The 21,288-nt window shown below is 55.9% G+C and carries 20 protein-coding genes, 2 tRNA genes and 2 riboswitches; of the genes, 13 read left to right on the top strand and 9 right to left on the bottom strand.

Features of this window, described 5'->3' with window-relative positions:
- Positions 1-4: 4 nt before the first annotated feature.
- The 5 genes from K8I84_RS05405 to thiB form a co-directional block, all read right to left on the bottom strand.
- The gene (locus tag K8I84_RS05405) at positions 5-835 is read right to left on the bottom strand and encodes an ABC transporter ATP-binding protein (RefSeq protein ID WP_223793682.1); all 831 of its coding nucleotides are present in this window, start codon (positions 833-835) and stop codon (positions 5-7) included.
- 2 nt (positions 836-837) lie between these two features.
- Positions 838-1,911: an MlaE family ABC transporter permease gene (locus K8I84_RS05400; protein ID WP_223793681.1), complete on the bottom strand. Its 1,074-nt coding sequence runs from the start codon at positions 1,909-1,911 to the stop codon at positions 838-840.
- 128 nt (positions 1,912-2,039) lie between these two features.
- Positions 2,040-2,654: an ATP-binding cassette domain-containing protein gene (locus tag K8I84_RS05395; protein ID WP_223793680.1), complete on the bottom strand. Its 615-nt coding sequence runs from the start codon at positions 2,652-2,654 to the stop codon at positions 2,040-2,042.
- Entirely contained in the window at positions 2,647-4,305 is a 1,659-nt protein-coding gene (gene thiP, locus K8I84_RS05390; protein WP_223793679.1) for a thiamine/thiamine pyrophosphate ABC transporter permease, read from the bottom strand. Before thiP ends, K8I84_RS05395 begins: the two co-directional genes overlap by 8 nt.
- Positions 4,306-4,323: 18 nt before the next feature.
- The gene (gene thiB, locus K8I84_RS05385) at positions 4,324-5,325 is read right to left on the bottom strand and encodes a thiamine ABC transporter substrate binding subunit (protein WP_223793678.1); all 1,002 of its coding nucleotides are present in this window, start codon (positions 5,323-5,325) and stop codon (positions 4,324-4,326) included.
- Positions 5,326-5,378: 53 nt separating this feature from the next.
- Positions 5,379-5,480: riboswitch (TPP riboswitch) on the bottom strand.
- A 159-nt stretch (positions 5,481-5,639) separates the two neighbouring features.
- Here thiB and K8I84_RS05380 point away from each other — a divergent pair.
- From K8I84_RS05380 to K8I84_RS05370, 3 genes are all read left to right on the top strand, one after another.
- Positions 5,640-5,715, top strand: a tRNA-Gly gene (locus K8I84_RS05380).
- Positions 5,716-5,815: 100 nt separating this feature from the next.
- Positions 5,816-5,889, top strand: a tRNA-Cys gene (locus K8I84_RS05375).
- A gap of 268 nt (positions 5,890-6,157) precedes the next feature.
- Positions 6,158-6,256: riboswitch (glycine riboswitch) on the top strand.
- A 172-nt stretch (positions 6,257-6,428) separates the two neighbouring features.
- The gene (locus K8I84_RS05370; protein WP_223793677.1) at positions 6,429-7,649 is read left to right on the top strand and encodes a D-amino acid dehydrogenase; all 1,221 of its coding nucleotides are present in this window, start codon (positions 6,429-6,431) and stop codon (positions 7,647-7,649) included.
- 80 nt (positions 7,650-7,729) lie between these two features.
- On the opposite strand, the gene K8I84_RS05365 is transcribed toward K8I84_RS05370, so the two are convergent.
- Both K8I84_RS05365 and K8I84_RS05360 read right to left on the bottom strand, forming a co-directional pair.
- Entirely contained in the window at positions 7,730-8,755 is a 1,026-nt protein-coding gene (locus K8I84_RS05365; protein WP_317848201.1) for a MipA/OmpV family protein, read from the bottom strand.
- Positions 8,756-8,888: 133 nt separating this feature from the next.
- Entirely contained in the window at positions 8,889-9,260 is a 372-nt protein-coding gene (locus tag K8I84_RS05360; protein ID WP_223793676.1) for a VOC family protein, read from the bottom strand.
- 237 nt (positions 9,261-9,497) lie between these two features.
- On the opposite strand from K8I84_RS05360, the gene K8I84_RS05355 reads away from it, so the two are divergent.
- Positions 9,498-10,130, top strand: a complete 633-nt coding sequence (locus K8I84_RS05355) for a DUF4377 domain-containing protein (protein WP_223793675.1) — start codon at positions 9,498-9,500, stop codon at positions 10,128-10,130.
- Between the two features lie 134 nt (positions 10,131-10,264).
- Positions 10,265-12,457: an OsmC domain/YcaO domain-containing protein gene (locus tag K8I84_RS05350; RefSeq protein WP_223793674.1), complete on the top strand. Its 2,193-nt coding sequence runs from the start codon at positions 10,265-10,267 to the stop codon at positions 12,455-12,457.
- An 87-nt stretch (positions 12,458-12,544) separates the two neighbouring features.
- Here K8I84_RS05350 and K8I84_RS05345 read toward each other — a convergent pair whose 3' ends face one another.
- Both K8I84_RS05345 and K8I84_RS05340 read right to left on the bottom strand, forming a co-directional pair.
- Positions 12,545-13,204: a transglutaminase-like cysteine peptidase gene (locus tag K8I84_RS05345; protein ID WP_223793673.1), complete on the bottom strand. Its 660-nt coding sequence runs from the start codon at positions 13,202-13,204 to the stop codon at positions 12,545-12,547.
- An 8-nt stretch (positions 13,205-13,212) separates the two neighbouring features.
- Positions 13,213-13,875 (bottom strand): type II secretion system protein N, encoded by a 663-nt coding sequence (locus K8I84_RS05340; RefSeq protein WP_223793672.1) that lies wholly within the window; start codon positions 13,873-13,875, stop codon positions 13,213-13,215.
- Positions 13,876-14,041: 166 nt separating this feature from the next.
- Between K8I84_RS05340 and gspE the strand changes: the two genes are divergently transcribed.
- Genes gspE through gspL form a run of 8 tightly spaced genes read left to right on the top strand, consistent with a single transcriptional unit; the run spans position 14,042 to position 21,287 of the window.
- On the top strand, positions 14,042-15,550 hold the full coding sequence (gene gspE / locus K8I84_RS05335; protein WP_223793671.1) for a type II secretion system ATPase GspE: 1,509 nt from the start codon (positions 14,042-14,044) through the stop codon (positions 15,548-15,550).
- A gap of 3 nt (positions 15,551-15,553) precedes the next feature.
- The gene (gene gspF, locus K8I84_RS05330) at positions 15,554-16,765 is read left to right on the top strand and encodes a type II secretion system inner membrane protein GspF (protein WP_223793670.1); all 1,212 of its coding nucleotides are present in this window, start codon (positions 15,554-15,556) and stop codon (positions 16,763-16,765) included.
- A 50-nt stretch (positions 16,766-16,815) separates the two neighbouring features.
- On the top strand, positions 16,816-17,286 hold the full coding sequence (gene gspG / locus K8I84_RS05325) for a type II secretion system major pseudopilin GspG (protein WP_317848200.1): 471 nt from the start codon (positions 16,816-16,818) through the stop codon (positions 17,284-17,286).
- 6 nt (positions 17,287-17,292) lie between these two features.
- Positions 17,293-17,820, top strand: a complete 528-nt coding sequence (gene gspH, locus K8I84_RS05320; protein ID WP_223793669.1) for a type II secretion system minor pseudopilin GspH — start codon at positions 17,293-17,295, stop codon at positions 17,818-17,820.
- Positions 17,817-18,191, top strand: coding sequence for a type II secretion system minor pseudopilin GspI (gene gspI, locus K8I84_RS05315; RefSeq protein WP_223793668.1), 375 nt, complete (start codon positions 17,817-17,819; stop codon positions 18,189-18,191). Before gspH ends, gspI begins: the two co-directional genes overlap by 4 nt.
- On the top strand, positions 18,191-18,964 hold the full coding sequence (gene gspJ, locus K8I84_RS05310) for a type II secretion system minor pseudopilin GspJ (protein WP_223793667.1): 774 nt from the start codon (positions 18,191-18,193) through the stop codon (positions 18,962-18,964). Before gspI ends, gspJ begins: the two co-directional genes overlap by 1 nt.
- Entirely contained in the window at positions 18,964-19,980 is a 1,017-nt protein-coding gene (gene gspK, locus K8I84_RS05305) for a type II secretion system minor pseudopilin GspK (protein ID WP_223793666.1), read from the top strand. Before gspJ ends, gspK begins: the two co-directional genes overlap by 1 nt.
- 2 nt (positions 19,981-19,982) lie before the next feature.
- Positions 19,983-21,287, top strand: a complete 1,305-nt coding sequence (gene gspL / locus K8I84_RS05300) for a type II secretion system protein GspL (RefSeq protein ID WP_223793665.1) — start codon at positions 19,983-19,985, stop codon at positions 21,285-21,287.
- Position 21,288: the final 1 nt, after the last annotated feature.

The following is a 21,288-nucleotide window of genomic DNA, read 5'->3' as shown; positions in this document are numbered from 1 at the left end:
GGTGTTACTCCTGGCCGTGTTCCGGATGAGCCGCTGGTGTGGCGGCCGCTGCGCGACCTCTCGGGCCATTGAAATAGTTTTGTATCCACGGATCCTGTGTGGCGGCGACCTTTTCCAAACGGTCTGCCACAAGGACCTTCTTCCTGGACAGGACAGCAATCCGGTCGCAGCTTGAGTGGAGCGTATCGAGGTCGTGGGTGACCAGAAAAACAGTCAGTCCGAGGGCGTCACGAAGCGTTACGATCAACTCGTCGAAGCCTGCCGCGCTGATGGGATCGAGTCCTGCTGTTGGTTCGTCCAAAAACAAAATCTCAGGATCCAGGGCCAGCGCCCTCGCTAATCCTGCCCGTTTGACCATGCCGCCTGAAAGCTCTGACGGGAATTTTAACGCGGCATCGGACGGCAGGCCGGTGAGCGCGAGTTTCATGCGGGCGAGGTGATGCGCGTCTTTTCGGGTAAGCCCCGCGTGCTCTATCAGGGGAACGGCCACGTTGTCCTGCAAATTCAGAGAGGAAAACAAGGCGCCACCCTGAAACAGAACGCCCACGCGCTGCTTCACTCGTGACCGTTGTTCAGCGGACAGCTCTTCGAGGTTTTTACCAAACAGACGAATCTGGCCTCCGGCGGGTTTGTTCAGACCAACGATGGTTCGGAGCAGGACCGTTTTTCCGGTTCCCGATCCGCCCACAACACCGAGTATTTCACCGGTTTGCAGGTCCAGGTCCAGCTGGTCGTGGACCACCTGAGTGCCAAATCGGTTGCACAGTTTTCTCACCTCGATAACAGTCTTGCCAAGGGAGTCGGGGTGGGGTTCCAGATGGTGATGTCTGACCATGGTTACCACCCCATTTCCATAAAAAACAAAGCGGCTATGGAGTCGAACAGTATCACCGTGAAAATGGACTGAACCACGCTGGATGTCGTGTGCTCGCCCACAGACTGGGCGCTGCCACTGACCTTGAACCCTTCCAGACACCCAATGACGGCAATCAGGAACGCAAACAAGGGAGCTTTGGAAAGTCCCACAAGGAAATGGCGAAGCTCAATATCTCGCTCAACGATGGCAATAAACTGAGGGGGATAGATGTCCAGCGTAAGGGCGCACACCGCAGCACCGCCAACCATGCCGGCCATCATGCCGACGAAAGTGAGGATCGGCAGACTGACCATCATCGCCAGCACCCTGGGTATGACCAGAAGCTCAATCGGGTTCAGGCCCAGGGTTCGGATCGCATCGATCTCCTGATTCACTTTCATCGCGCCGATGTGAGCCGTAAAGGAACTGGCGGTGCGTCCGGCGAGCAGTATGGCGGCCAGAAGCACACCAAATTCACGGAGGAAGGAGAAGGCCACCAAGTTTACGGTGTAAATGGTCGCACCGAAGTCCTGCAGCACGGTAGCGCCAAGGAAGGCAACAACAGCACCAACCAGAAATGTGAGCAAGGCTACGATGGGCAGCGCGTTTAGCCCGGTGTCCTGAATGGCCGACACAAAGGGTGTCAGGCGCCAGCGCCAGGGACGGGGGAGTAACCAGAAAATAGCCGCCAGTGTTTGCCCAATGAACGCATTAAGCTCCTTGAGTAACTGGAAGAGGCTATCTGTACGCTGGCCAACTTCAGATAAAAAGCGCAGGGGCGCGACCAGTTTCAGTACCGGAGGCGTCGGCTCTTGCTCCAGCGCCTTGCATACGGCCGCCAGAAGCGCGGACTTCTCTTCCGGTAAGGTTTTTGCGAGGGTTCGGAGGCGCGTTGCGCCAAGAAGTGAGGCGAGTTGGGCCGCGCCGGCGGTGTCAACGTGTCCCAGTTCGGATATGTCGACGGTCAGTTGATCAGGGTTCCGTGGAGATGCCCGGCTAACTTCCTGTTGCAGTGATGCGTAATCGGCAAGTGTCCAGTCACCCCGAATCGTCATGGAGTTCCCGGATATCACGGCTTCGCCAGGTTTTGGCCTATGCGCCGCGAACACCGGCTTTTCATCGCTGGCATGGCTGGTCACGTCTTGGGTTCAGTCCGTTGTTTTAGTGTTGTCCTTCCTCTAGCTTATAAACTCAATTGCTTATCTGCCAGTATGGTTCGGTCCTCTTGATCGTGGCTCGCCAGAATCAGTGTGACTCCCTTCGCTTTTTGGGCCAATAGCAACTCGCGAACGGTGCTGCGGGTGACGATATCCAGCCCGGTCATGGGTTCATCCAGCAACAGAATGGGCTGTTCGCGGAGAATGGACCGTACGATGGCCACTCTCTGGCGCTGTCCCCCAGATAACTCCCCCGGCATTCGTGTTCCCAACCCTGAAAGCCCAACCCGTTCCAGATATTCTCCAATGGACTTTCGCTGCTTGACCGACAGCTTCAGCCCCGGGTGAATGCCGAGACCGATATTGGTTTCAATATTGAGGTGTTCAAACAGATTGTGTTCCTGGAAAACGCTGGTCATGGGGCGGTCCCAGGGCTGGAGCCTGCTGATCGAGACGTTGTTCCAGCGGATGTCGCCGGACGACGGCTCGAGAAACCCGGCAAGTAACGCCAGCAGCGTTGATTTTCCGGATCCGCTTGGCCCGTCTATCGCCAGGCATTCACCCGTGTGGACCCGAAAATCGAATTGCCACAGGCGGCTCTCGGAGTTGTAGGCAAACTGGATGCTCTCAACATCAAGCACGGGCGGACTCCATTGCCTGGTCGGTTTTGGACACATTTTTGGGCGAACGTGTAATAAGGCCAGTGACTAAAAACAGACCGAGTAAAAGGACCAGTAGCCACAGGCCGGTGGTCGCAGCAGCTTGCATCTGGTAGCTGCCCAGCTGCTGGTAGAGCAAGACCGGAATGGTAGGCTCATTAGGCGTTCCAAACAGGGCTATAACGCCAAAGTCACCCAGGGACAGACCTGCACCATAGGCAATGCCAAGGCCCAGAGGGCGACGAAGGCGGGGCCAATACAGCAGCCGCCAGCGATACCAGCCACGGATATTCAGTTGGTCGGCCTGGCGCAGGGACATGGCATCCATCGAATCCAGCGGAGCCCGAATAATCTGAATCACGAATGGAAGCGCCATCAACGCATTGACCAGGGCAACCAGACCAAACGCTTCCACGTTCATGCCCAGCTTGGGCCGAATGGCCAGAAACAAACCGGTACCAAGTACCAGCGGTGGAATGAATAAAGGCACATGAGCCAGCGTGGCTGGCATACGGGCCAACCAACGGTTCCTGGTGGTCCGATAACCACCAAGTATCAACAGCGAAGCGGCGACCGAAACAAAGCCGGCGGGAAGAGCAATGACCAGGCTGCGAAGCGTGGCTTTCAGTAACGCCGAGTCTGCCAGGGGGAGGAGGGAGTCAGGTAAGCCCGGAAGGCCCCTGAACACGACGAAGGCCAGCGGAAAAAGGAGAAAGCTGGCGAACAGTGTGATCAGCACCGAATCTCCATAGCGGCTGATGCCCCGGCTATCCTTCCGTTTTGGTGCGAAGGACAGCTGGCGCCCGGGAACCAGGGCACTGTCCATGCCTCGATGGAGCGCGAGATACCAGAGCGTGCCACAAATGACCAGCTGAACGATCGCCAGCATGGCTGCCCTGGATGAATCAAATTCGAACCTTAATGCTTGATAGATTGCCACTTCCAGCGTGGTGGCCCCGGGGCCGCCTCCGAGGGTCATCACAATTGCGAAGCTGGTGAAGCATAGCGTAAAAACCAGGGTGGCAACGCCGGGCAAAACATTTTTTATGGCGGGCCATTCCAGTGCGCGCCAGAGCCAGAGGGATCCGAGACCCAACTGGCTGGCAATTCGTCGTTGGGGAGCCGGTACGCGATCAAACGCCATGAGCAGGATGCGAGCAGCCATTGGCGCATTGAAGAAGACGTGAGCCAGAACGATACCGTTGAGACCGTAGAGCGACCAGCCAGCATCCAAGCCTGCTGCCTGAAGCCACTGGGTAAGCCAGCCCTGGCGGCCGTAGATACCTACCAGGCCGGAAACCGCCACGATAGTCGGAATGACCAGACTCAATTCCATCAGGCGCAGCAGAAGGGAGCGCCCCGGAAATTGGCGGTGGCGGACCAGTGCTCGCGCGACAGGGATTGCCAGCAAGATGCTGAGCAGTGTTGATAGCACAGCTTGCCATACGGTGAAATGAAGGACGTTTCGTAGGTAGGCGCTTTGCCATAAGTCCGGCAATGGCAGGTTCGGCGATTGCCAGAGCAGGGCACCGACGCCGCCGAAGGCCAAAACAAGGATTCCCGCGCCCACCATGAGACCGGGCCAGCGAAGCCAGTTAGGGTTACTCAGGGGTGGGGTGGTTTTCAATTCCAAAGCTCGCATCCGCCAGCGTCAGCGCGTCATGGCATCCAGCCATTCGTCCACCCAGGCCCGCCGGTTTGCGGAGACGGTGGCGGGCTGGAAATACCGTGTGGTGCCGGGATTGATTAGTTTATCGAAGACCTCTGGCATGGCGTCGCCCAGTTCGATTGCCGGATACATGACATTTTTGAGCGGGATATGAGACTGAAATTCCGGGGTCAGCATAAAGGCCAGGAATTCTCTCGCCAATTCCTTCTGATCCGATGCTGCGACCAGGGCTGCAACCTCCACTTGCAGGTAGTGGCCCTCTTGAAATTTTGCGGCCTGATAGCGATCGGTCTTGTCGATTGCCATATGGTAGGCCGGTGACGTGCTGTAGGAGAGAATCAGGGGGGCCTCACCGTTCATGAACAGCGAAAAATAGCCATCGCTCCAGCTCTTGGTGGTGGTGAGAATCTTATTACTGAGTAACTGCCACTTCTGCGGCGCCTGTTCGCCGTAGATGTGGCGCATCCAGAGCAGCAAACCCAAACCCGGTGTGCTGGTTCGCGGGTCCTGGATAATGATTTTCAGGTCTTCCGGCGCGTTTACCAGTTCCTCCATGCTTTGAGGTGGCTCGGACAGCTGTTCTGTGTCGTAAACAAAGGCGAAATAACCCCAGTCATAGGGCACGAACAGCTCATCCTGCCATTCAATTGGCAGACTTAAGGGAGCAAGGTCGGTGTTGTGAGGGGCGAGCAGACCGGTTTTTCGGGCAGCCTCCATGGTCCCGGTGTCCAGGCCGAGCACCAGGTCCGCCTCGGTGGTGTCGCCCTCGAGGCGAAGGCGCTGATGGATGTCGCCACTGCTGCCCAGTGCAATGAAATTCAAATCACACTGACAGGTTTCTTCAAACGCTTTCTCAATGGCTGGGCCGGGCCCCCATTCTGCATCGAAGGATGGGTAGGTATAGATATTCAGAGTAGCTGTCTGAGCGGTGGGCGAATATAAAAATGACGTAGCCAGAACAAGGCTCAGTGCGCGAATGACCATACCTCAAACCCTCCAGATACTTGGTGGGGTATGACCATACAGCGTGTTTCAGCCTTAAAGCGGTACTCAATCCCTTCGCCGGCATGACCCGGATCAGGTTCCGCGGGTATGGTCTCAGCCCTACGTTTAAAGTTCGGGCACCCCGTTGAGAAAAACAAAGTCTAACATGGCTTTAGGGGGAGTGGTGGTTATTCCTCCTGCACTCATATCGGCCCGGCAGGACGAAAATTAGGCAAAGTCGAAGACGGAATAAAAACTTCAAAAAAGTGGTTGACGCGTTCGGCCGAATCCGTAGAATACGCCCACGTTGTCGAGCGGGAATAGCTCAGTTGGTAGAGCACAACCTTGCCAAGGTTGGGGTCGCGAGTTCGAATCTCGTTTCCCGCTCCAATTTTTCTCCGGCCAGGCTGGTAGAAAATGAACGGCGACAACCAAGTCTCTCACAGCCCACCTGAGAGCAGCTAAGCCTAAATCCTTCAGGCTTTTCCCCGGCGCGGTGGCAGAGTGGTTATGCAGCGGACTGCAACTCCGTGTACGCCGGTTCGATTCCGACCCGCGCCTCCATTACTCCCCTTTGTAGTGAGTCTCATCAAGCAAGACTTCATCGAGTGTCGTAACATCCGGCATGAGGTTTAGTAAGGATCCAGCGGTCTCATTCTTCTAATATGGCAATGACGTGGATTAGTGCTTACCTCGTCGCAAGCAGGTGGTGATCCACCAAATCCGCTAGCTCTTCGGTCCTATCCTAAATTCATTTGATATTTCAGGCAGTAGTTCCTCACTTTTCCTTTATTTGCTAAAGTTCGAACCTTTGGTGGCGCCTCTGGCGCTGCGCACGCTTGCGGGAGAGATCGGTCCATGTAAACAGGGGATCGGCGCCGAAGGAGCAACTGCCCCGGAAACTCTCAGGCAAAAGGACCGCTCGCGTGAAGAACTTTCCGAAGAGTTGCCGGCGACTGCGTCATCCGGCACACCGAAGGAGCAAGCGGGCCACGCTGTTATTGGTGGCGCGTGAATCTCTCAGGTCCCGTGACGGAAGGGGTGCTTTCTGCCTAACTTGAGGACGGCAGAGAGGGAACCCTGGGCGCGTCATGGAGACTTTAATGAAACGTATTGCTGTTATTGGTGGTGGTATCACGGGTATCACTACGGCTTATTCTCTCGCCAAGCGCGGGCTCGACGTTACCGTTTACGAAAAACACCGCTACGCCGCGATGGAAACGTCTTTCGCAAACGGTGGCCAGCTGTCTGCCTCGAATGCCGAGGTATGGAACAACTGGGGTACGGTCATGAAAGGCATCAAGTGGATGTCCCGCCGTGACGCCCCGTTGCTGGTAAACCCCAAGCCGTCCTGGCACAAAATGAGCTGGTTTGCAGAATTCATCGCTGCCATTCCCCAGTACGAAAAGAACACCACTGAAACAGCTCGCCTTGCGATTGCGGCACGCGATCATTTGTTTGCCTGGGCAGAGGAAGAGGGCATCGATTTCGATCTCAAGAAGCAGGGCATTCTTCATATTTATCGCAATAAGGAAGGGTTCGATCACGCTGCCAATGTTTCCCGACTTCTTGCGGCGGGCGGACTTGAGCGTCGCCCGGTAACTCCGGAAGAAATGCGCTCTATTGAGCCAACGCTGGCGGGCACCTATTACGGCGGCTTCTACACCGAGAGTGACTCTACGGGTGACATTCACAAGTTCACCAATGGTCTTGCAGATGCCATCAAGCGCTTGGGCGTGAAAACTAACTACGGCCACGATGTGATTGAAGTCAGCGCGGATGAAAAGAACGTCTGGATTACCGCGCACGATGGCACCGAGCAGACCCGCGATACTTTCGATGGCGTGGTTATCTGCGGTGGTGTCGGCAGTCGTGCACTTGCCGCCAAGCTTGGCGACCGCGTCAACATCTATCCGGTTAAGGGTTATTCGATCACTGTCGAGCTTGATGATGAGGCTTCAAAAAAGGCGGCTCCGACGGTTAGTTTGCTTGATGACGAAACCAAGATCGTGACCAGCCGTCTTGGCGATGGTCGATTCCGGGTAGCGGGAACGGCTGAGTTCAGCGGATATAACCGCGACATTCGTGACGACCGAATCCGCCCGCTGACCCGCTGGGTCGAGGAATGCTTCCCCGGAGTTTGTACTCGCAAGGTGGTTCCATGGGCAGGTCTTCGCCCGATGCTGCCTAACATGATGCCCCGGGTAGGCGGTGGCAAGCTGCCGACCGTGTTTTACAACACCGGTCACGGACACCTCGGCTGGACCCTTTCTGCCATCACCGCCCATATGATTGCTGATGAGGTGGAGAAGAAAAAGGCGTAATCCCTTGAGGGATTGAATGTTCGCACCAAGACTCCGGCCCGCCCCTCGGGCCGGAGTGGTTTTGAATCGATTACTGCCCCTCAGAAGGCGTAAGTGACTGCGCCAAACCCCTTTAAAACCCGGTCATCTGCCACGATTGGGCTGTCAGTGATGTCGTCACCCAGTTCTTCCACCCCCAGATTCAGGACAACGCGCCAGCTTTCGGTGATCTCATAAAAAGCCCTGACGCCAACTTCCGTTGTAAACGTGTTTCCGACATCGTAGCCATTGAGGCCTGCTCTTGACGCACCGGTTGCGACACCGAAATCGTGATTAGCCAGGTCTGCGCTAATCCAATTAATGCCCAATTCCGGTGTCAGGCGCAGGTTGCCAATCTGGAAGCCGCGGGACACACTGGCGGACGCGGCGCCACCACCAATTCGATCCAGCACATCGTGTTCGTAGCCCAGATTAAACTCCAGCCCATAGGCCCATTCATAAATAAGCCCGAAGCCAGCCATCAGGGTGCTGTCACGATCACCCAGCCCCGCCAGAACCGGGCTGTCTTTCTCTTCATACGCGCCAACCCGATAAGAGGCTGTCAGGGCCAGTCGCAGGTCGTCGCTACCCAGGATGCCGAATCTCAGTTCGGGCCCAATCCATTGCAGACGTTCGCCAAAGTACGTGATGGCAGGGATAGGCTGAATCACGTTGGCATCTGAACCCACGTAGGGACTGCTGCGACCAATCACGCCGAGACCCAAACCCCATTGCCCGAATTCCCCCAGTACCCGATATAGCTCAATATCCAGATTGGCGGTGCCGGCTTCTTGCAGCGCAAAACTGGCCTGACGGAACGTTGGAGGGCCTTTCGGCTGGTAGTTGTTTGAAAGCCCGACTGGCTCGCGGGGAATGCCAATAAAATTCCTGTCGAGTGCCCCGTTTTTGTTCTCATCCAGGTAAACCAGAACCGCGACTTCTCCAGCTGGTGTATCTGGGATCAGAAAGGTCCTCGCATCCTGAATTGGGTAGCGAACTTCCCTGGCCGGGTTTCGAAAATCGCCAAAGGCGTCCGCATCATCGTATACCTGCAGTACAACCGTGCCTTCGTCCGGCAGGCCGCTCACCGTAACAGAAATGTCTGCACCAGAACTTGCGGACGCAAAGAGCAGGGCGCAGAGCCCGCAAAATCCGGAAAGGTGTTTTGCGCAAGGGGATCCGGTTCGCCTGGCGCAAGGCTTTGCCTGTATGGAGGGCATCTTAACCAAAATGGAAGAAAGCCAGTTTGTTGCCATCAGGGTCCCGGACATAGGCGCCGTAGAACTGTCCTGGAATCCGCTGACCGGGTTCCCCATCGCAGGTTGCGCCCAGCTCAATGGCTTTCCGGTAGTGCGCGTCAACGGCATCTTTCCCGGGGAGCTGAATCGAAAACATGTTGCCGTTGCCCGGGTGGTTTGGTTCCTGATTGTAGGGGATGCACACGGCCAGCATCGGGGAGCCCATGTTTTTTCCAAGGAACGCGATGCGATCCATGTCGAGCAGAACCTTGGCGCCAATGTCGCTCAGCAGCTCCGTATAAAAGGCCTTCGCACGAGCCATATCACTGACGCCAATGGTGACGTATCCAATCATTTTTGTTTTCTCCAGACTATTTACGGGGTTTGTTCTATCTACGAGCGACTTTATAAAAAGATCCCTTCGCAAATAATTCGCGATGAGGGGGCGCTCCAACTAGGATTTTCTAAATCGCGTCAGCAATGTAACAGGAAGAAGACAATGCATAAACGTGCTGCTTTTGTTTTGCTAGCGGTGTTGTTCGCCGGATGCTCGACAATGGGAGAGGATGCTGAAACAGGAGTCGATGAAGCCATGACTGCCGACCTCAATGAAAACGAAGTGGTGTACTGGGTGAATAGTTTGAAGAAGGAGTGCGTGGGTGTTGGCCCCATGCAGTGCCTTCAGATTCAGAAAGGAGAAGACCTGGAGCCCGGTGGCTGGTCGTTGTTTTACGACAATATTGCCGGCTTTGAGTACGAGCCCGGCTACATTTACCGCCTCATTGTTCGTGAGGACGAAATACCGCCTGAGCAGCGCCCGGCAGATACCTCGTCCATCCGCTACACACTGGTGAGCGTCCTCGACAAAGAACCAGACACCAAGCTGAGGCTCAATGACCTTTGGGTCCTGGAGCGCGTCGGCGGCGAAACGCTGGTGCTGGAAAACGAACGGATGCGTCCCCGCATGGAATTGAACCTGCACGACATGGCCGTTATGGGGTTCGATGGCTGCAACAATTATCGAGGAGCCATTCAGCGGGTTGACGCTTCAGAACTGGTATTCGGACCTCTTGCGAGCACCAGGAAAGCCTGTATCGATATGCGCATTCCGGCGCAGTTCGGCGCAAATCTGGACCAGGTTCGCAGCTACACCATTAAAGGCACGCAGCTGTCTTTGAACGATGGCGAGGGTCGTGAGCTCCTTGGCTTCCAGAAAACCGATTAGTCAGGGCGGGGCGACGCTCCTGTACGGCGGGGTTTCGTAGTGGCCTTCACGGAAGACGAACCTGCGTAAAAAATGGATAATGGCCGCCCTGTTTTTCGAACCCCGCCAAATTCTCCAAACCGGGTGCCCTCGCCATGGAAATCAAAGTTAACTTTCTCGACAATCTCAGGCTTGAAGCCAAGTTTGACGACTTCACCGTCATTACGGATCAGCCCATTCGCTACAAGGGCGACGGCTCAGCTCCCAGCCCCTTTGATTATTTCCTGGCATCGTCGGCTCTGTGTGCCGCCTACTTCGTGCGGGTGTATTGCCTCGCTCGGGACATCCCGACGGAAAATATCCGCCTGTCCCAGAACAACATCGTTGATCCGGACAATCGCTATAACCAGATTTTCCGGATCCAGGTGGAGTTGCCAGAGGATATTTCCGAGAAAGATCGGCAGGGAATTCTTCGCTCAATAGATCGCTGCACCGTCAAAAAGGTTGTTCAGACCGGGCCTGATTTCCAGATTGAGGTGGTTGAGAGCCTGGATGAAGACGCCCAGGCACTGCTGATGGTTGAGCCAGACGGTGAACACCGCACGTTTATCGAGGGTAAGGACCTGCCGCTGGAGCAGACCATTGCCAACATGACGAAGATTCTCGAAGACCTGGGGATGAAAATCGAGATTGCGTCCTGGCGGAATATTGTTCCCCACGTCTGGTCCCTGCACATCCGGGACGCGGCTTCACCAATGTGTTTTACCAACGGCAAGGGCGCCACCAAGGAAAGCGCCTTGTGCTCCGCGCTCGGGGAATTCATCGAGCGCCTGAACTGCAACTTCTTCTACAACGACCAGTATTTCGGGGAAGAGATTGCCAATGCTCCGTTTGTTCATTACCCCGACGAACGCTGGTTCCAGCCGGGCCCCGATGACGAACTGCCGGACGGGATATTGGACGACTACTGTCTGCCGATTTACAACCCGGATGGTGAGTTGGGCGGGTCAAACCTGATCGACACCAATTCAGGCAATACCGAGCGCGGGATCTGTGCACTTCCGTTCACGCGACGTTCTGACGGTGAGACGGTGTATTTCCCCTCCAACTTGATTGAGAACCTGTTTCTCAGCAACGGCATGAGCGCGGGCAACACGGTGTACGAAGCGCAGGTTCAGTGTCTGTCCGAGATTTTTGAACGCGCCGTGAAGCGTCAGATTATTGAAGAGGAAATCGCACTGCCGGACGTGCCACAGGAGGTGCTGGATAAATACCCCGATCTGGTGGAAGGTATTCGCGCACTGGAGGCCCAAGGATTCCCCGTATTGGTGAAGGATGCGTCGCTGGGTGGCCAGTTCCCGGTTGCCTGCGTAACGCTTATGAATCCGCGTACGGGCGGTGTGTTTGCCTCGTTCGGGGCGCACCCCAGCATGGCGGTTGCCCTCGAGAGAAGCCTGACTGAATTGCTTCAGGGGCGAAGCTTCGAGGGCCTCAACGATGTTCCGCCGCCCACGTTCAACAGCCTGGCGATTTCGGAACCCAATAACTTCGTGGAGCACTTTATTGATTCCACCGGCGTGGTGTCGTGGCGGTTTTTCAGTGCGAAATCCGACTATGAATTCAGCGAGTGGGATTTCTCCGGGACCAATGAAGAAGAAGCGGAAACCTTGTTCTCTATCCTGAGTGAGCAGGGTAAGGAAGCGTACGTTGCAGTTTACGAAGAGCTGGGGGCGCCCGCCTGCCGGATACTGGTTCCGGGGTATTCCGAAGTTTACCCGGTTGAAGACCTGGTTTGGGACAACACCAACAAGGCACTGGATTACCGGGCTGACATTCTCAATCTGCATTCTCTGGCGGACGATCAGCTGCAAGGGCTGCTCGATCGTCTGGAGGAAAGCCAGATTGACGACTACACCGATATCATCACCCTGATTGGCATTGAGTTCGACGAGAACACCGTGTGGGGGCAGCTGACGGTTCTTGAGCTGAAACTGTTGATAAATCTGGCGCTGAAACAGCATGAGGAAGCACTGGAACGGGTAGAAGCGTTCTTGCAATTCAACGACAACACCGTCGAGCGAGGCCTGTTCTACCAGGCCATGAATGCGATTCTCGAAATCGTCCTCGATGAGGACTTGAAGCTGGAGGATTACGAAGCCAATCTGCGTCGAATGTTTGGTGATGAGAAGCTTGACGCCGCTATTGGCTCTGTGACAGGCGATGTCCGCTTTTACGGGCTGACACCAACCAACCTGCGCCTGGAAGGGCTGGAAAAACACCTCCGGCTGGTTGAGAGCTATAAAAAACTGCACACGGCTCGTGCCAGGCTGGCGGGTGTGAGCCTCTAGGGGCAGAGCTGGCTGGGAGTTGAATGAGGTGGCGGGGCAGATGTGTGGTCAATGGGGAGGCGGCAAACCTGCTCCAACTCCGAGTCGTCAGAGATTCAGCGATTCCGTCAGCCGCTCATTCAGCGCCTGCCACCGCTTGAGTTTTTCCGGCTCACCAATTCGTTCGTCACCGCCTGACTTGGTGAGCCAGAGACCATCGCCGTTAAAGCTGTAAACGGGTTCCAGATCAGACCGTTGTGACGCAGGTTTGATGTCGTTTATCAGATTGTCGAGAATCAGCGGATCGCTGTCTGGCTGTTCGTACCAGGCTAGCACCATGTGGGCCTGGTTCAGCTCAAGTGCCTTAACGTAGACGATTCTGAGCTGGTCATCCGGTACCCCCAGGGCTTTGAGGGTCAGGTATTTTGCGATTGAAAAGTCCTCACAATCCCCGCCGTTTGTGGCCAGCAACTCGATAGGCGTGGCCCAGTAGTCTTCCTCGCCCCAGTGGTGAATGTCACTGACAAATTTCACCCGGTTAAAAAAAGTATTCACCAGCTTTAGCTGTCGCTTAACCGGTGCATTCTGGGCGAGGGTGTTCAATCGCTGCCAGTTCTCCAGGCGCTCTGCTGCCTCGTCACCAAATTCTTCCTGTACGTAATTTACTAAACGGGTAGTGATTTCGATGGCACTGGCCAGTGCTGCGAACAGCATAAGCACGGGCAATAGTCTGGCACGGCGGGGCGCTTGCAACGCGGCCGTGCTCATCTCTGGCCTCAGTTACTGTTGTTCCGCAGCCGTTCCCGTAACTGCTCCAGACGGCGCCGGATTTCTTCACGCCGTTGCTGGTCGTTTTGGTTATTGCTCGGCTGTGACGTGGATTGTGTGGGAGATGGTTGCGAGTTTTGGGTGGATGAGCGAGAGGGCGGCGCACTGTTGTTGGACGCGACAGACAGGCCGGAACGGTTATCGTCTTCAGGGAAAAAGAGGTTCTCGAGTTTTCCAGAACGTTCGATGATTACCCGGTTCGGGTGGACGGAACGCAGGCTGGCGTTCCCGGGCAGCTCATCGCCAACCAGATAGGCGTCCGTATTGCCTTTTGAGTCTTCAATCAGAGCGCTTCCCGGGAACTCGCCATCGGCGGCCAGGACACCACGAAGAAACAGGCGAAGGTTTGTTTTGGGCAGGTTTTCGGTGTCGACCGCTTTGATTTCACCCTCTTTGGAGGCCGTCCCGAATAGCTCCAGTGAGGCCAGGTTGACTTCCGGTGGTTCACGACGCTCCTGAGACGAGTTCATGCTGTCTTGCCCGGATGGATCGACTATCTCCTGCTGGGTTGATTGCCAGAAACTATATCCTTGCCAGGCGGTCACACCAAGCATGGCGCCACCCGCTAAAATGGCTAACAGGAGCGGGAGTCGTTCGTTTTGTACGGGCATTGATTATCCTGATGTTAATGCGGTGAGCCTGTAAAAGGCTCACAGGTTATCAAACTGCAAACCATAAATCGCAGTATAGTGTATAGAGTTGTTCAGCGGTTCCCATTCCTGTGGTAGCCTTTCTGAATTCTTTGAATCCCATAAGAATTTTATACCGGGAAAGACCTTGACTACAGAAACCGACACCCAGCAGCAGGAGGCTCCTCTCGGCCGTCTTCCTTTCACCTTTGCCAAACGCAACGGTGTCATTCTTACCCGCTCAGAGGAAGGTGAGGCAGTCATACTCGTGCGTCCCGGTGCATCTCATTCTGCGCTGGCCGAGGCCAATCGGGTAAGCGGTGGTCGGGCAAAATTCTCGACGATCGATCCAGATCACTTTGATCACGCCCTCAATGCGGCGTACCAGAACGATTCCGCGGAAGCCATGCAAATGGTGGAGGGTATCGGTGATGATATGGATCTGGCGTCCCTCGCCGAGTCGGTGCCTGAAACCGAGGATCTGCTTGAGCAGGAAGACGATGCCCCTATTATCCGCCTGATCAATGCCATCCTGACCGAGGCGGTGAAATCCAGCGCGTCGGACGTTCACATCGAGACCTACGAAAAGCGCCTGGTCGTTCGTTTCCGGGTTGATGGCGTGCTTCGCGAGGTGGTTCAGCCAAAGCGCGCACTCGCTCCATTGCTGGTCTCGCGCATCAAGGTTATGGCGAAACTCGATATTGCCGAAAAGCGGGTTCCCCAGGACGGGCGTATCGCCTTGCGTGTCGCTGGCCGGGAGGTGGATATCCGGGTATCCACCATGCCCTCATCAAATGGCGAGCGGGTAGTGCTACGTCTGCTGGATAAGCAGGCGGGCGCGATTCGCCTCGAGTCGCTGGGTATGACCGGCGACGATCTGAAAGTCCTGCGTAAACTGATCAAGCGACCTTACGGCATCTTGCTGGTCACCGGTCCCACGGGTTCCGGTAAATCCACCACACTGTATGCGTCGCTTCAGGAAATTAATGACCGCACCCGCAACATCCTGACGGTCGAGGATCCCATCGAGTACGACCTGCCGGGCATTGGTCAGACCCAGGTTAACGCCAAGGTGGACATGACCTTCGCCAGAGGACTTCGGGCCATTCTGCGGCAAGATCCGGATGTGGTGATGATCGGTGAGATCCGTGACCTGGAGACCGGTGAAATTGCTGTGCAGGCCAGTCTGACGGGACACCTGGTACTGTCGACCCTGCACACAAACTCCGCCGTTGGCGCGATCACGCGGTTGATGGACATGGGCATTGAACCCTTCCTGATTTCCTCCTCTCTGGTAGGCATCGTCGCCCAGCGCCTGGTTCGGGTACTTTGCAAGGAATGTCGGGAACCCTACACGCCGACCCGTGAGCATTGCGAGTTTTTGCAATTGGATCCGGAGCTTCCCCCGACCATTTACAAATCCAAGGGCTGCGAGCATTGCAATGATCTCGGGTACCGGGGGCGTATTGGTATCTACGAACTGGTAGAAGTGACCGAAGAGATTCGGGCACTCATCCATAGGCGGGCTGGGGAGCTTGAGCTTGAACACGAAGCCCGCCGGCGCGGGCCCAGCATTCACGCCGATGGCGTGAGAAAGATTCTGGATGGTGTGACCACCGTGGAAGAGGTTTTGCGCGTTACCCACCGGAGCCAATAAGCCATGCCCGCATACGAATACAAGGCCCTGGATTCCCGAGGAAAACAAAGGCAGGGTGTGCTGGAAGGTGATGCAGCAAGGGCTGTTCGCCAGCAACTTCGTGAAAAAGGACTCACCCCGCTATCGGTAGAGCCTGCAGCCCAAAAGCAGGCCCGCTCGAACCCTCTCAGTAGCCGGGGTGGTTTGGCAGCGGCTGATCTTGCCCTCGTTACCCGTCAACTGGCAACGCTGATTCAGTCTGGCATCCCCATTGAACAGGCACTGTCGGCTGCGGCTCAGCAATCCACCAAACCGCGCATTCGCAGTATGCTCATTGCCATACGGGCAAAGGTTATGGAGGGCTATAGCCTGGCGGACAGCCTGGGGGAGTTTCCCCGCGCCTTTCCGCGCCTTTACCGCTCTACGGTTGCGGCAGGTGAGCACGCCGGGCACCTGGACCTGGTGTTGAACCGGCTGGCGGATTACACAGAAGGGCGCCAGGAAGCCCGGCAGAAAATTCAGCTGGCGGCTATTTACCCCATCATTCTGAGCATCGTGGCGATCGCCATCGTCGTGTTCCTTCTGACATACGTTGTGCCGGACATCATTGACGTATTTCTCAAGCAGGGACAGGAGTTGCCGGCGCTGACGATGGCCATGCTTTCGGTGTCTGAGTTTCTGGCTGACTACGGCATTTACCTTCTGATTTTGCTGATCATTGCCTTCATCGCCTTTCGGGTGGCGCTTCGAAAACCCGCTTTCCGGGAACGTTTTCATAAGAGCCTGCTCCATATGCCTTTGTTCTCGGGCATGGTGAGGGGCGTGAATACGGCCCGGTACGCCAGTACCCTCAGCATTCTGACAACGAGCGGGGTCCCCCTGGTTGAGGCCATGCGCATTGCCGGCGAGGTGCTTTCCAACGATTTCCTCCGGGGGGAACTCCGCTCAGCGGCAAAATCGGTTAGCGAGGGCGGCTCACTGCATCGATCACTGGATCAGACCGGGTATTTCCCGCCCATGATGCTACACATGATTGCCAGCGGAGAGGCCAGCGGGGAACTCGATGATATGCTGGAGCGGACCGCCAGGATGCAGGAGAACACACTTCAGTCCAAAATAGCGGCCATTGTCGGCCTCTTCGAGCCGCTGATGCTTTTGGTTATGGGCGTGGTGGTTTTGATCATCGTACTGGCCATCATGCTGCCAATACTTAATATGAGTAATCTGGTGGGTTAGGCCTTGCGGAGGCTGACTCAACAGACAGAAAGAGAAAGGACCGTAAACCAATGACGAGTAAAACAGTGATGACCGGAAAAGGAACTGCACGATCAGCCCGACAGCAGGGCTTTACGCTTATTGAAATCATGGTGGTCATGGTCATTCTTGGTCTTCTGGTGGCCATCGTCGCCCCGAACATCATGGGCCGTAGTGACCAGGCCAAAGTAACGGTTGCTGAAACGCAACTCAGCAATATTGCTAATGCACTGGATCTTTACCGGCTGGATAACAGCCAATACCCCTCCACCCAGCAGGGCCTCGAAGCACTGGTCACCAAACCTAGTGGCAGCCCCGAACCCAAAAACTGGAATCCTGACGGTTACCTGAAGAGCGTGCCGGAAGACCCCTGGGGTGCCGAGTACCAGTACGTGAGCCCGGGCACTGAAGGCCCATACGACCTTTACTCCTACGGTGCAGACGGCCAGGAAGGCGGTGAGGGCGATGCCGCCGACATCACCGTGTGGGAAACCAAGGAATAATCGATTGTGCCGCCGGGGAAACGTCATTACGGCTTCACGTTAATAGAGATACTGGTTGTCCTGGTTGTTGTCGGGCTTCTGGCCTCTCTGGCCGTAATGACACTTGGCGGTGGCTCTCAGCAGAGGGAACTTGAGGGGGAAGTTCGGGAACTGTACCTGTTGATGCAGACGGCGTCCGAACAGGCGATCCTGAATAACGCGGAACTTGGTCTTCAAATCGAGTCAGAGGGATACCAGTTTTTCCTGTATGACGACGAAAAAGATGAATGGACGCCTTCAGATGAACGCCTATTCCGGGCTCGCACCTTCCCCGACTGGATGGTCGTAACCCGGTTCAGCGAAAACGAGGCCTCATCCCTATCTTCCGATAATGACACGATCCAGCCAGATTTGATGTTTTTCTCAAGCGGCGAGTCGACCCCGTTCGAGCTGGAATTTAACATCGGCAGGGATTCGGATTACGTGCACGTACTTGCCTCAGACGGATTCTCCGATGTTGAATGGCGCAAACCGGGCGATGAGGACGAACTGTGAAGCGAGAGGCCGGTTTCACGCTTATCGAAGTTCTCGTGGCCCTGCTGGTATTTGCCCTGATTGCGACCGCAGCCGCCGACGTAGGCAGCCAATACATCAGTAGTTATGAACGGGTGAGGGATAAAACCCTGGCCGCATGGCTTGCTGACAACCGTATCAATCAGTTGCGCCTCCAGGAAGAGCTTCCCGGCGTTTCTGAGAATTCACAAGATCTGGATTATGGTCCCCATCGCTGGCGAGTCACGACGAAAGTGATCGGCACAGGAAATCCCTACTTTCTCCGCGTCGAGGTTGATGTCGAACTCTACCGCGGGGCCGGCGAAAAGCCGAGGCAGGTACACACTTTGTCTGCATTCCTGGGAGGATACTGATGAGTTCCTCCTTCCGTACCGGCTCGCATCAGCTTGGCTTTACCCTGATGGAAGTTCTGATTGCCGTGACCATCACTTCCGTGATCGGGCTTGGCGTCTGGCAGATTTTAAGTGGCATCATGACATCCAGAGAACGAGTCGACGTGCTCGCTGAAAGTTTTGACGACCTCCAGCGGGCCATGCTGATGCTCGAAAGGGACCTGACGCAGGCAGTGAACCGGCCGGCGAGAGACATCTACGGTGATTTCCAGTTCTCGCTCACGAGCCGTGAAGACGACTTCGCTCTGATTTTGACGCGCCAGGGTTGGCGCATCCCTCCCATTGACACAGGAACAACCCGAAGTACGCTGCAACGGGTCGCCTGGGAGTTCACCGGCGACGAACTCCGGCGCCGCTTCTGGCCGCTTGTAGATCAAGGCTACGAAGATAACAGCACAGAAATACTACTCTTGGAAGACGTGCTCGCGTTTGACATCCGCTTCCTCGGAGACGAAAACGCCTGGCAATCTGCCTGGCCACCTGACCAGGTACTCGCGAACCTTAATCCAATGGCACGGCCCGATGTTCCGCTGCCGGCAGGCGTAGAGATTACTCTTGAACACGAAAGATTTGGCAAACTCGTTCGCACCTTTGTGCTGCCCGACTTTGAGCCGGAAGCTGCTCAGGCCATGCTGAACCAGACCAATCAGGCGGCGGAGCAGGCGGATGAAGAAACGCCGGAGCCAGAGGAAGGTGCTCCTGAGGGCACGGAGCAGCCAGGTGGAGCCGGGTAATGAGCGTACCGTTGTTTCGCCAGAAAGGTATTGCGTTGATCATGGTGCTGCTTGCCATGGCGCTTGTCGTGATGCTTGCGACCGGAATGACAAAACAGCAGACGATTCGGGTTTTCAAAGCCGGGCACTTTTTGTCACAACAGCAAGGAACCAGTATCGCCCTCGGTGCTGAGGCCTATGCCCGGGTTCAGTTATTTACCGACCATGAGAACGATCAGGAAGACAGCAGTCTGGTCGACACCCCGTTTGAGGATTGGGCGGGGAACTCGGCCATCCTTCCCCTCGATGACGGGCTGGGGGTTGCCCAGGCGCAGATTGACGATTTGGGTGGGCGCATCAACCTGAATGATCTGGTAAACGAGAATGGGGAAGTTGACGTTCTCACGCAACAGCGATTGGAGCGTCTGCTCATTGCACTGGATATAGATTCGATTGAAGTGGCGAAGTTAATCGACTGGATAGACAGCAACGACCAGCCCGTAATTCTTGAAGGCGGGTATGGGGCAGAGGATGGACAGTATCTATCACAGGAGCCCGGATATCGGACCGGAAATCAACCCTTTGCCAACGTATCAGAACTCCTGCTGATCGAGGGTGTGGAGCCGGAGGATGTTGCTGCTCTCCGGGAACATGTTACCGCGCTGCCGGTAACCGGATTGGGAATCAACGTTAATTTTGCGTCTCCGGAAGTGTTGCAGTCACTCCATGAAGACCTGACCCCAGGTCATATAGCAGATATAGAAGAGGCGCTGGAAGAAAACCAAGGTTTTGACGACCTTCAGGAATTCCTTGCCCTGAATCCGTTTGCGGGCCTCGGTCTCAACCGACAAGGTCTCTCAGTCCGCACTCATTTTTTTGAGGTTGCCGCGCGTATTACATACGATAACCGTATTGTTTATTTGCACAGTACCATTTATAGAAATGGCGAAGGGGAGATGCAGACGGTTTCCCGTGACTTCGGCAGGAAGATCAAGGATGACGATTTCAAAGATCCCGTGAATTTTTCAGAAGGATAATCATGTCTTATCGCCTTTATGTGCGGCCCGTCGCTCCCCTGGCGGACCTGAGACAGAACCCTGAGGCCCAGCTGTTCAGTTGGGCATTGCTGGATGCCAGTGGCGATACTCAGGCTCGGGGAACCGCTGATACCCGCGAAACCATTGAGCACACACTTGCCCAGAATGCCCTCGACAATGTTCTGCTGGTGGGCCTGCTACCCGGTGAGGAAGCCTTGTTCTGCGTGGCGGACATTCCCGCCAAGCAGAGCCGCTTCATCCATCAGGCTCTCCCGTTTGCAGTCGAAGAGCAGATTGCGCAGGACATCGACTCGGTGCACCTGGCGCTCGGCAGGCGGAGCGAGGCAGGGTATCGCGTCGCGGCGATTGATGAAGAACGTATGGATCAGTGGGTGGCGCTGTTCACCGGGTGGGATCATTCAAGGCTGGACGCGATTTATCCCGATGCCTCTTTGCTCCCTGTGACGGAGGGTGGCTGGTCTATTTGTCTGGATGGCGAAACCGCGCTTCTGATGAATGAGCGGGAAGAGTGGTTCAGCATACAGTCGTCCAACCTGGCCATTTTCGCCAAGACACTGGCTCTTCCGCCCACGGAAGACGTGGTCGCGGAAGTGCCGGTGGCGCTCTATGGAAGTGAAGATGACTTCAGTTTCCAGCAAGCGGTGATAGGCGAACTCAAAGCAGAAGGCCGCATTGCGGTCCGTCAGGAAACCCTCGAAGTAACGCCGCTCGAACTGCTGGCGCACAGTCTCCACCATCACCTCTCGCACCCTATCAATCTGTGCCAGGGCAGCTTCAGCCCGTCGTCCGGAAAATCCAGTGCCTTCAAGCCCTGGAAGCCTTTGATTGCGGTTGCTGCCGTTTGGTTTGGTATACAGGTCGCCATGGAAGTAGGCATGGGTATCTATCATGAGCAGGAAGCGGACAAACTCAAAGAGCAGGCGATGGGCATCTACCGCGAGGCTTTCCCCGGGGATCGGCGAACCCATTCAGGTAACGTTCGCCGAGTTATAGCTGGCCAGTTAAGAACCGCCGGTGCCGAGGGGCCAGAGCTCGATTTCATCACGCTGATGAAATACACCGGCCAGGAATACTCCGAATTGCCGGGCACCAATTCCGTTCAATTCAATTCGGTGAACTTCAGTCGCTCCCGAGGCGAACTGATCGTCGACGTCAGGGCGGACAGCTATGACCGGCTGAGCGCACTGCGAAATGGCCTGTCCAACCAGGGCCTGGAAGCGCAGATTGGATCTGTTGTGAACGAATCCGATGGCGCTCGCGGTCGGCTCACGGTTTCGGGAGGTTAAC

Origin of the sequence: Marinobacter sp. F4216 (assembly GCF_019931195.1) — a bacterium.
Lineage (GTDB): Bacteria > Pseudomonadota > Gammaproteobacteria > Pseudomonadales > Oleiphilaceae > Marinobacter > Marinobacter suaedae.
This window is presented reverse-complemented; position numbering and strand designations above follow the sequence as displayed.